7 protein-coding genes, 1 tRNA gene and 1 other RNA gene are annotated in these 12,619 nt (G+C 36.8%); 1 reads left to right on the plus strand and 8 read right to left on the minus strand.

What is annotated here, in order from left to right; all coding sequences use genetic code 11:
* Positions 1-25: 25 nt before the first annotated feature.
* The 8 genes from SSP_RS11485 to gltB all read right to left on the minus strand — a co-directional run bounded on the left by SSP_RS11485 (position 26) and on the right by gltB (position 11,529).
* Positions 26-556, minus strand: coding sequence for a GNAT family N-acetyltransferase (locus tag SSP_RS11485; RefSeq protein ID WP_002484226.1), 531 nt, complete (start codon positions 554-556; stop codon positions 26-28).
* 188 nt (positions 557-744) lie between these two features.
* Positions 745-1,014, minus strand: an RNA gene (ffs, locus tag SSP_RS12685) — signal recognition particle sRNA large type.
* 106 nt (positions 1,015-1,120) lie between these two features.
* The gene (gene treR, locus SSP_RS11490; protein ID WP_011303885.1) at positions 1,121-1,846 is read right to left on the minus strand and encodes a trehalose operon repressor; all 726 of its coding nucleotides are present in this window, start codon (positions 1,844-1,846) and stop codon (positions 1,121-1,123) included.
* A 25-nt stretch (positions 1,847-1,871) separates the two neighbouring features.
* Positions 1,872-3,506 (minus strand): alpha,alpha-phosphotrehalase, encoded by a 1,635-nt coding sequence (gene treC / locus SSP_RS11495; protein WP_011303886.1) that lies wholly within the window; start codon positions 3,504-3,506, stop codon positions 1,872-1,874.
* Positions 3,507-3,595: 89 nt separating this feature from the next.
* Complete coding sequence (gene treP, locus SSP_RS11500) at positions 3,596-5,023, minus strand: PTS system trehalose-specific EIIBC component (protein ID WP_002484229.1); 1,428 nt, start codon at positions 5,021-5,023, stop codon at positions 3,596-3,598.
* A gap of 370 nt (positions 5,024-5,393) precedes the next feature.
* Positions 5,394-5,486, minus strand: a tRNA-Ser gene (locus SSP_RS11505).
* Positions 5,487-5,542: 56 nt separating this feature from the next.
* Positions 5,543-7,006: a glutamate synthase subunit beta gene (locus tag SSP_RS11510; RefSeq protein WP_002484230.1), complete on the minus strand. Its 1,464-nt coding sequence runs from the start codon at positions 7,004-7,006 to the stop codon at positions 5,543-5,545.
* 20 nt (positions 7,007-7,026) lie between these two features.
* A complete protein-coding gene (gene gltB, locus SSP_RS11515; protein ID WP_011303887.1) occupies positions 7,027-11,529 on the minus strand; it encodes a glutamate synthase large subunit in 4,503 nt (1,500 codons plus the stop codon).
* A gap of 137 nt (positions 11,530-11,666) precedes the next feature.
* On the opposite strand from gltB, the gene gltC reads away from it, so the two are divergent.
* Entirely contained in the window at positions 11,667-12,554 is an 888-nt protein-coding gene (gltC, locus tag SSP_RS11520; protein ID WP_011303888.1) for a glutamate biosynthesis transcriptional regulator GltC, read from the plus strand.
* Positions 12,555-12,619: the final 65 nt, after the last annotated feature.

A 12,619-nucleotide genomic window follows, 5' to 3' on the forward strand; every position in this document is an offset into this window, starting at 1 on the left:
AGCATTGAACTTCGTACTTTGAATATCAATTAAAAGCTTCTGAGTACACGACATCACCTTGAGGCTGTTCTAATAGTTGATCCCACAGGAATTTTACCATGAAATATTCTGAAGGCACGTCAAATGGACATGTTATGTCATAATCTGCTGCTGGTTCGTATCCAAACTGATTATAATATTTTGGGTCACCTAGCACTATAATGGTTGTATAGTCTTGTGTTTTCGCACGTTCTTCTACAGCTTGTATCAACGCCTTACCCAAGCCTTTATTTCTATATTCCGGCAATACTGATAGTGGGGCTAATGCCAGAACAGTATATCGCTTCGTTCCATTAATGACTGTTATTTCAGATAGCATAATGTGACCGACCACATCACCGTCATTATTTTTAGCTACCACTTCAAGCTCATAATTATACTCAGGTGCGTTCCTCAGTTTAGCTACCAAATTTTGTTCATCATGATTCGACTCTGTAACATCTGCAAATGCTGCTTCGATTGCTTTCAAGCTTGTGTCATAATCATTTTCAGTTAGCGTACTTAAATATATTTGCATTGGTTTCCCCCCAAACGTTCAGTTCAAGACTTTAATGTCATAACATCGATTTCCAACAAGTTTTAAGACGGTTCCAATATGCCATCAAAGTATTGTTTATATTTTAATATAAAAAAAGAGTGACCGCTATCAAAAGATAAGTCACTCTTTATATATGTATATGATTTCATTAGTTTTAAAAATTAAAACCGTGCACCTTCGCTTCGAATGCGTATCACAAACGTTACCAAAGTCGACAGCTAAATCTCGGCAACCCTACGGCACATACGATGATCCACTTAATGCTGCTTCCGTCAGGACCTGACATGATTCATGGGTTCATATTGCATAGGACCGAGATCTTCAGACACTACGTGCTTTGGGCAGACTTCACAAAAACGCACCCTTAGCAAAGGAATTAAGTCTCGCATAAAGCGGATTTCGAGTACAGGGAACCGCTACCTCCCCACCTAGCACGGCAAGATATATCATACTATAATCTCATATTAGAATGCAAGTATTACCTTTTGCATGGCTAGTAAAACCTTTACAAATCCTTCACACATCAGTCTTATCATTGTACATTTATAGTTTATGACGTCTAGAAAAATCATTGAATTTAAATTCGGTCGCTAAATGTTTAGAAATATTATACTGAAATATCGTAGTGTCTTTTAAATGAACAATGCCACGTACCGTCGCTGTATACGCTGGATTGATTTCACCAAACACTTCATACTCCATCTCTCCAAACGGTTCAAATGTTATAGATTTGTTTGAATAACTAATTTCCAACCCTAATGTTTCCTCAATGTATTGATATAAAGAGTTTGTAGCAATTTCCGCTGTAACATTCGGCACAATTTCTTCTATTAGATAGTCTTCATCAATGATTTTTACTCTATCATCTATTTTTCTAGTACGTACCACATGACATAAGACAGTATTCATACTAATATTTAAAGCTTCTTTGACTCTCGGAACATCGCCCGCAGTAATGCTTTCGATCATCTTCACTTCTGTGTCATGCTGTAAACCTAGTCCGCGTTGCACTTCTCTAAAACTGGTTAAGTCAGCAAAAGGAAATTCTGTTACACCTTGATAAATAACAATAGAACCTTTCCCTCGAATCTTTTGTATCATTCCTTCTCTAACGAGTAAATTTAGCGCTTTACGCACAGTTTCACGTGATGCCTGATAAGATTCTACCAATTCATGTTCCGATGGCAATTGAGCACCATACGATATACGTGATTCAATAATATCTTTCCGCAATGTTTCATATATCGTAATAAATTTCTTCTGTGTCATCGTTTCGCTCACTGCCTTTTATAGATTATTGTGCAACTACTATGACGCCAAATCCATCAATCTTTCCATCTATCAACTGGCCATATTGCACTATGACTTCGCCATCTAACTTTAATCCTTCTGGTATTTCTATGCGTTCTTTTGAAAAGTTTGCAAGCACTATCCAAGTTTCACCTTTATAATGACGTTTATATATAAACAATTCATTGTGATCCATGTATAGTGGTTCAATATTTCCATAAGTAATAATGTCATGCTCATGGCGTAATTGAATTAAATGTCGATATGTCTGAAGTATGGATTGTTCATCTTCAACAGCTGCTTCAACGTTTATTTTATCAAAATTATTAGGGATATCAATCCATGGTGTACCTGAAGTGAAACCAGCATGTTCACCTGCTGTCCATTGAACAGGCGTTCTAGAATTATCACGTGATTTTTGTCCAAGAATAGTTAAAATTTCTTGCTCCTCATATCCTGCTGCTTTCATTTTGTCATAAGCATTTAAAGATTCAACATCACGATACTGTTTAATGTCATTAAAGCCTGGATCCGTCATACCAATTTCTTCGCCTTGGTAAATATATGGCGTCCCTTGCAACATATGCAGTACAGTCGCTAGCATCTTAGCACTTTGTTTACGTAGTGGTTCAGATGTGTCATCACCAAAACGCGTAACGACACGAGGCTGATCGTGATTACACCAAAATATCGCGTTCCAACCGCCACCTTCATAAATACCAAGTTGCCACTCCATTAGAATGTCTTTCAACTTATGAAAATCTAATTTAGCATTCGACCATTTTTCTCCGTCTACATAATCTACTTTAAGATGATGAAAATTAAACACACTACTTAATTCTTGTCGTTCAGGCGAAGTATATTTCACACAATGATCTATGGTTGTCGAAGACATTTCGCCAACAGTCATTAATTGTTTATCACCAAATGTTTGCTGATTCATTTCGTGTAAATAGTCATGAACACGTGGACCATCTGTATAGAATTCTTTGCCGATTTTTTCGGAGTTTTTAAATTCACCTTTTGAAATGAGGTTAATGACATCGAATCGAAAACCATCTATTCCAAAATCAATCCAGTGATTAATGATGTCGTATAGCACACGTCTGACTTCAGGATTATCCCAGTTCAAATCTGCTTGTGTCACATCAAATAAATGTAAATAATATTCATCCGTTTTTTCATCATATTTCCAGGCATTTCCACCAAATTTGGATTCCCAATTCGTAGGTGGTTCTTCATTTGCCGATCTTCTAAAGAAATAATAATCTCTATAAGGACTATTTTTATCAGCATATGCTTGTTTAAACCATTCATGCTCTGTTGACGTATGGTTGATCACGATGTCCATCATAACCTTGATATCTCTTTTATGCGCTTCAGCCACTAGCATTTCTAAATCTTCAATTGTCCCAAACTTCTCATTCACTTTATAATAGTTGCTAATATCATAACCATTATCATTCATAGGCGATTCATATACCGGTGTTAGCCAAATATAGTCCACACCGAGATATTGTATATAATCTAATTTTTCAATAATTCCTTGTAAGTCACCTTCACCACTACCTGTCGTATCATTAAATGACTTCGGATAAATTTGATAAACGACTGATTTTCTCCAATCATTTTGTTGCATATTATTGCCACCTCTACTTTTAATATTTTAAAAAAGAAACCCGCTAAGTAATTTTAGCGAGTTTAATTGTACTTCTCTGTCATTGACGCCTATTCTTCAACCATTTCTTTCGCTTCTTCTTTACTAAATCTTGATAGGAATACTGTTAATATGGCAGGAACTACAAATGCTATAGCTGTCACTACTAAATATACTCCCCAGTATTCACTTTTTATTGAAATAAATGCTGGAAGACCACCAACACCAACACTACCTAGCACACGCGTCGCACCTAATACTGCACCTAAGATACAAGAAGTTGAAATCGCGGCGATAAATGGATATTTCAGTGGTAAATTCACCCCAAATAGTGCAGGTTCTGTGACACCTAAGAAACCTGAAACGCCTGAAGTCATTGCTAAACCTTGTTCTTTGACCATTTTACGTCTTCTATAAACGAACCAAGCACCAAATGCTGCAGAACCTTGGCAGATATTAGAAATTGCAAGAATTGGCCACAGATATGTGCCACCAAGCTGACTACCCATTAATTGGAAATCAACTGCTAAGAACATATGGTGTAAACCAGTAATAACTAATGGTGCATAGAACAAACCATAGATGGCACCACCTAACCAACCAGCATGTTCAAACACAAATGTTACGCCATTTGTGATGCCAGTACCTAGCCATAACGCAACAGGACCAATAACAATAAATGCTAAGAACCCTGTAATCAATAGTGCTACAGGTCCAACGACCAACATTTTAATTGAATCATGCACAAATTTATTTAAGAATTTTTCAATCTGCGCTAATACATATGCAGCAAGCAAGATCGGTAATACCTGTCCTTGATAGTTTAATTGCTTAATTTCTAAACCAAGTATATCCCAGGTTGGAATATGACCTTTCGCTATATCGTATTGTGATACAAGCTGTGGATTCATTAAAATCAAGCCTAAAACCAAACCGAGAATTTGACTCCCACCAAACACACGCATACTACTCCAACCGATTAACGCGGGTAAGAATATGAACGCTGTACTTGCAATGACATTAATAATATTCGAAATATCACCTAGCTGCGGAAATTGTTCTACCAGTGGCTTTGGACCAAATAACCCTTCCATCGTCAGTAAGTTATTAATCCCCATCAGTAAACCAGCAGTTACGATTGCAGGTAAAATCGGTATAAAGATATCTCCCAATAACTTAATCAACCTTTGAATCGGATTTCCTTTCTTCGCTGCTGCCGCTTTTGCATCATCCTTAGATGCTTCACTGACACCTGTTTCTTGGATGAATTGCTTGTAAACTTCATCTACTGTGCCAGGTCCAATAACGATTTGGTATTGGTTGTCTGCTTTAAATTGTCCTTTCACTAAATCATTATTGCTCAATCTATCTTTATCTACTTTATCATCATCTTTCAAGACCAGTCTTAGACGTGTCACACAATGTGTTGCTGTGTCCAAGTTGTCTTTGCCCCCAATAGCTTCGACGATATCTTGTACATCTTTCTTTTTAACAGCCATGATGATTCACTCCCTTATAATTAAACTTTAGATATTACTAGAAGTATAACTTGTCTATACAAGTTTTGTAAAGGTTTTCATAAAAGGGTGGTTTGCTCGTCGACTACAGGGCTACAATCTAAATATTTAAAACCACCTATAACAATGAGTTGGCGTTATTAGGGGGCTCAAATTATAGATGGTTACATCATAATCATGTACTTCTTTGATAAATTTACGGAAATGACCTTACATCTTTTTTCTATATAAAAGTACTTAGCCTAACTTAAATTTCGAATATGTAGAAAAGCGCATTAAAAAAGCAAGCATCCAAATTTTTCATTGAATACTTGCTTTATCTATATCATTAGTCTTGGTATTTTAAATATAATGGCGGAGGAAGAGGGATTCGAACCCCCGCGGGCCGTTAAGCCCCTGTTGGTTTTCAAGACCAATCCCTTCAGCCGGACTTGGGTATTCCTCCAAACACAATATTTATAATATTATAGTCCATGACAAAAGTCAATTAAAATCATTACCTTATACTAATGTTTTTTCTTTTAAATATTCATCCACTGCATTTGCGACAGCTCTTCCTTCTTGAATAGCCCATACCACAAGACTTTGACCTCTTCTAGCGTCTCCAGCAGCAAAAATGTTCGGTTGATTGGTTCTAAAATCTTTGTTGTCAGCTACAATTTTGTTTCTTTCTGTTTGAATATTAAAAGCATGCGGTACTGTTGTTTCTGTACCTATGAAACCAATCGATAACAATACTAGATCTGCAGGCCAATGGCGTTCTGTTCCATCTACGACCACCATGCCTTCGTCTGTTTCTTCCAGAATTTGAGTATAAACACCTTTCACATTACCAATACGGTCAACATCATAACGCATCGTTTGCACACCATAAGCACGCGGCTCAAATCCAAAGCGCTGTTCATATTCTTTATGCGCGTAATCCATTTTGAATACTGGCATTGCTAATGGCCAATAGGTATTTTCATCAAATTCAATCGCTTCAGGTTGTTTCGTATACTTATTAAATTGGACGATAGACTTACAGTTTTCACGAAGTGCTGTTGCAACACAATCGGCTCCCGTGTCTCCCGCTCCAATAACGACCACATTTTTACCTTCTGCAGAAATCGTTGGTTCCTTGATTTCACCATTCAAATACTGACCTTGCTCCGTCAAATAATCCATCGCAAAATGTATGCCGAATCCCATACGCCCTTCTAATGGTAAATCTCTCGCATTTTGAGATCCTGTACATAAGATGATTGCGTCATGTTTCTCTTCTAATGCTTCTCTACTCACGTCGACACCAATCTCTGTATCTGTTTCAAATCGGATGCCCGAAGCTTCCATAATAGATATTCTACGACGCACGACATCTTTATCTAATTTCATATTAGGTATGCCATACATCAGTAGACCGCCCGCTTCATGCGCACGTTCATATACCGTTACATGATAACCTAATTTATTAAGTTCTTCTGCTGCCGTTAATCCTGCTGGGCCACTACCAACGATGGCTACAGACTCATCTTTACGTTGTTCTGGCACAATTGGTTTAACCCAACCGTTTTCATATGCTTCATCAATAATCGTTCTTTCAATACCTTTAATAGCTACTGATTCACGATTTATTTTCATAACACATGATTGTTCACATGGCGCTGGGCATACTCTACCTGTAAATTCTGGAAAATTATTCGTTTCACTTAATCGCTCATATGCCGTCTTAAAATCTTGTCTATAAACTAAATCATTCCATTCAGGTATATAGTTACCGATAGGACAACCAATCGTTTCTCTGCCAAATGGTTCACCTGTCTGACAAAATGGCGTACCACAATCCATACAACGTGCACCTTGTTGTGCAGCTTCGTCTTTTGTAAACCTTTGCTGGAATGCGTCATGATTTTTCAAACGATCAACTAAAGATAATTCGTGTAATTGTTGTTTGTCATAATTCATAAATCCTTTAAATTCACCCATGACAATCCCTCCTTTACGATTTAATATACGGCTGTTTTTTGTTGTTCTGACATTAAGTGCGTACGCTTATCATTAAAGGCATTTAATAAAGCTTCATCCAAAGCATCCGTCTGTTGTTTTTGCAAATCTATCTTTTGCATCATTAATTTATAATCTTTTGGTATCACTTTTACTACCTTATCTGCAATATGATCAAAATCTGCTAATATCTCTTTCGCTTTAGTACTGTCGGTATATTTAACGTGTGCTTCTAACATATCTTTGACGACGTTGCGTTCTTCATCTACTGTTATCGCATCAAAGTCTAAACTCTCAAGTTGATTCTGCGCTTTAAATTGCGCTACATCAGATGGAAAAACATAACTAACGCCACCACTCATACCTTGACCAAAGTTTTTACCTACGTCTCCTAATATAATGATTCTGCCTCCAGTCATGTATTCAAGACCGTGATCTCCGATACCTTCCACGACGGCTTGGACACCACTATTACGAATACAGAAACGCTCGCCAGCTTTACCATTAATAAAAGCTTTACCGTGAGATGCGCCATAAAAACAAACATTACCTACGATAATTTCATTTTCACGTTGTTGATTAGGTGCTTTAACAATTACTTTTCCGCCCGATAAGCCTTTTCCAACATAGTCATTAGCATCACCTGTATGATGAATTGTCAGTCCGCTTGGTGTATACGCAGCTAAACTTTGACCTGCATGACCCGTCGTTTGTGCATATATCGTGTCTTCACTCAATCCTTCTGCTCCATGCGCTCTTGTAATCATACTGCCAGTAATAACACCCACATCACGCTGTTCATTGTTTAAGCGATATTGACCTTCGAATGATTGGCCAGATCTTATCGCTGTTTGTGCATCAGGATACAATTCAGTTAAGTCAAATCCTATATCTAAATGATGATTTTGTTCAATCTTCTTATATCTATCTCCATCATGTTGATACAATAATGCTTCAACATTCATAGATGCAGCTTTAGGTTGACGCGTTGCAAGATTGGTTTTACGCGTTAACAAATCCGTTCTACCTACTAATTCATCCACTGTTCTCAATCCTAGTTCCGCAAGAATCTCTCTCAATTCTTCAGCAACAAAATGCATAAAATTCACAACGTGATCCGCTCTACCATTAAATAGTGCGCGTAGGTCTTTATTTTGTGTTGCAATACCAACCGGACATGTATCTTTATGACAAACACGCATCATGATGCATCCTAAAACAACCAATGGTGCAGTCGCAAAGCCAAATTCTTCAGCGCCTAACGCACAAGCGTAGGCTACGTCTTTGCCAGTGAGTAACTTACCATCTGTTTCTACCTTCACACGTGATCTCAAGTTATTCATCATCAATGTTTGATGCGTTTCAGCTAATCCAATCTCCCATGGCACGCCTGCATGTTGAATACTCGTCTTCGGTGATGCCCCTGTACCACCATCGTAACCACTAATAACAATTTTATCGGCATAGGCTTTTGCTACGCCCGCTGCAATGGTACCAACACCTGTTTTAGATACGAGCTTAACTGTTATATTGGCATCTTTATTGGCATTTTTTAAATCGTGTATTAACTGTGCTAAGTCTTCTATCGAATAAATATCATGATGCGGCGGTGGTGATATCAAGCCAATACCTGGTGTTGAGCCCCTTACTTCAGCTATCCATGGATATACTTTGGTTCCTGGTAATTGTCCGCCTTCCCCTGGTTTAGCGCCTTGCGCAACTTTAATTTGTATTTCTTTTGCGTGTTGCAAGTAGTCACTTGTCACACCAAAACGACCGGATGCCACTTGTTTAATCGCACTTGAACGATTACGTCCTTCTTCATCAACTATAAAGCGCTCTGGATTTTCTCCGCCTTCACCGCTATTACTTTTACCACCCATTTGATTCATTGCTTCTGCTAATGTTTGGTGGGCTTCTTCAGAAATAGAACCATAGCTCATTGCACCTGTATTAAAACGTTGAACAATTGCACTTGCAGGTTCTACTTCACTGATATCGACTGGTGTTTGCGATGATTTAAATGTCATCAAGTGACGAATATGATCCGTACGCTTATGATTAACTTCGTTTGAAAATGCTTTGAATTTTTCATAATCATTCAATCGACACGCATGTTGCAATAAATGAATAGATGTAGGGTTAAAAGCATGGCGTTGACCTTGCTTACGCCATTGGAATGTACTCCCCGATTCAATGTACTCACTTTTTGGTGTCTGTCTAGATTTATTCTCTTTATCAATCATCTCAAGTGATATGCCAGATAATTTTGTTTGCGTTCCAGTGAAATATCTTTCAACAACCTCATCTGATAATCCAACTGCTTCAAAGATTTGTGCCCCTTGATAACTTTGAACTGTTGAAATACCCATTTTAGCCATTACTTTAATTACACCTTCAGACAATGTATCTGTATAAGTTTGAACATTTTCAGAAATATCCCCTTCTAAACGTTCATTTTGCACTAATTCTTCAATTGTTCGTTGCGCTAAATATGGCACAACCGCATTAGCACCATAACCTAGCAAACAAGCAATGTGATGAACCTCTCTTGCTTCGCCCGACAAAGCAACAATACTTGTTCGCATACGCAATCCTTCTTTGATCAACAATTGGTGAACATGGCTCACAGCTAATAATATCGGCATCGCGTAACCTTTTTCTGAAACTAAAACACTATCATCGAGAACTAAAATTTCTTCTCCACGTTTTACTGCTTGAATAGCTTTATTACCAAGTACATCTAGCGCGTCTTCTAAATCATCATGATATACCGTTGATAAACGCGCGACATTAAATCGGCTTTCTTCAATGACATTTAACTGCGCTTCCGTCATGACAGGGCGTTTTAATTGAATACGATTTAACGCATCTTCACTCGGTTGTAACAAATTCCCCTCGCTACCTAAATAAGACAACTCACTCGTTACAATCCTTTCACGATAAGCATCAATAGGAGGATTAGTAACTTGTGCAAATAATTGTTTGAAATAATTAAAGAGTGATTCATCATGTTCATTTAATGCTGCTATCGGCACATCATAACCCATCGCACCAATAGGATCTTTCTTACTTTCAACCAATTCTGTAAGATATTTATCTATTTCTTCTTTGGTATAGACAAATTGTTTTTGCATACGTGTTAATGTTGCTTCATTCCAAGAAGATGGTTGATAAGACACATGCTCTAAATTCAAATCAACTTTAAATTGACTCAACCAACTCTCATATGGATGTTCATCTGCAATACGTGCTTTTAATTCATTATTTTCAACCACTTTATGTGCATTAAAATCAACTAATAGTAATTTTCCTGGGTTTAATTGGCCTTTAAATGCAACATTGTCTTCTGGTACATCTACTACACCTACTTCTGATGAAAAGACAATATAATTATCTTTAGTAATGGTATAGCGACCTGGTCTCAAACCATTTCTATCTGTTAGCGCACCAATCTTATCGCCGTTACAGAATGAAATCATCGTCGGTCCATCCCATGGTTCCATCAAATAACTATAGAATTCATAAAACGCACGTACATTAGCGTTGTTTGCTTTATTGTATAACCAAGGTTCTGGAATCATCAGCATTGCCGCTCGCTCTGGTTCCATAGCTAAAGATAAAAATTCTAATGCATTATCAACAATTGCAGAATCACTACCATCTTCATCTACAATATCTTTGACTTTATCCTTATCTTCACCAAAAATGGTAGCTATAAGCTCATTCTGTCTTGCACGCATCCAGTTTACATTACCTTTAATTGTATTAATTTCACCGTTATGCATTAACAATCGATTAGGATGTGCACGTTTCCAACTCGGGAAAGTATTTGTACTAAAACGAGAATGAACCAGACCTAGTTTTGACACGAAATCTTCATGATTCAAATCTTCATATAATGCGTTAATTTGATCTGAACGCAACCAACCTTTATATACAATTGTTCTATGCGATAAACTCGTGAAATACAAATCCAATTGTTGTTGATTTGCGTAATTTTCAATTTGTTTTCTCGCTAAAAATAATGTGCGCTCTATATGTGAAGTATCATTTAACGCAACAAATACTTGCTGAATATACGGCATTGTTTCTGCTACATGTGCTGCAATCGCGTTAATATCTACAGGCACTTCTCTATAGCCAAGCACAGTTAGACCTTCCGCTTCAAAATGCGCGTTAAACTGCGCTTCATGTTGAGAACCTTTAATTTTTTCGTTTGTAAAAAACATACCTACTGCATATTGACCTTCTTCAGGTATATCAAAATCAAGGTGTCGTGAAAAATATGCATATGGTACTTCAGTCATAATGCCTGCACCATCACCTGTGACACCATCAGCACCTATACCACCACGATGATCTAATCTACGTAACATTTCTAATGATTTTTCCACGATATCATGACTTCTTTTATTATCCATATTGGCGTAAAATCCTATACCACAAGCGTCATGTTCCTCGCGACTATCATATAACCCCAATTTCTCTTTATACTCGACCATGATCTTCACCTCTTTTACGAAAATTCTGAAAATTAAATAAGTAAGTAAACTATATAGCAGTTGATCAATCTGTTCAATATATATAATAGATGATATCATTCTAATTATTAGAACAATTGTTGAAAAGAGGGTTATACATGGAAATTAAACAATTGAAATATTTTATAGAAGTTGCAAAAAGAGAACATTTATCAGAAGCAGCATTAGAATTAAATATTGCACAATCAGCAATCAGTCGCCAAATTGCTCATCTTGAAAATGAACTTCAAGTTACCCTATTCAAAAGAGAAGGTCGAAATATTTATTTAACAGATGAAGGAAAACAGTTTTTCTCCGAAGCAACCAAAATTATCGACCAACTTGATGAAACAATCCGTTTGTTCCACAATCAATCAGAGTCAAATCACTTCATTATAAGAATCGGCTATGTTGAATGTTATATTTCTCAAGTACTCACTTTATTGATACAAGCATTTGAAAATAACAGTGATTCTATTATTGAACCTATTCTAATGAAAGAAAGCGAAATATTGAACGCTCTCATTACAAACCAAATCGATATCGCCTTTATGGATTTAACACAAAAAATCAAACAAAATACATCATTAAAAATAAATCCGTTATTTGAAGAAAATTTTCATATCTACGTCCCTAAAGATGATCCAATTACTATGGCAACGAATCCACCTTTAATACAATTTTCAAACAAATCGATTTATGAACTCTATGCTTTGCCACCGCACATCAAACAAACATTAGCTAATGTCGTAGAAACGCCTATTCGCACTGTAACTAGTACACAGTTAGCTCAATACTTATTAAATAAAGGTCGAGGCTATATCATCGCACCATCTTATCAACTCTTAGATAAAAATCCCCAAAAATGGATAGATATCTCATTAGAACACACAGAGTTAAAACGGACCATATGTAGCATCATTCGTCGTGATAATAGAAAAAATGATATTCAACTCATGTTATCTACGATTGACCAGTTATTAAGTCGTAGCGCCACATATCATTAAATACTTTTCATAAATCTTTGAATTCAGTTCTCGATGCGCGTATAATCGCATTGTCTATAAAGAGA

It is taken from the genome of Staphylococcus saprophyticus subsp. saprophyticus ATCC 15305 = NCTC 7292 (genome assembly GCF_000010125.1).
GTDB classification, from domain to species: Bacteria; Bacillota; Bacilli; order Staphylococcales; family Staphylococcaceae; genus Staphylococcus; species Staphylococcus saprophyticus.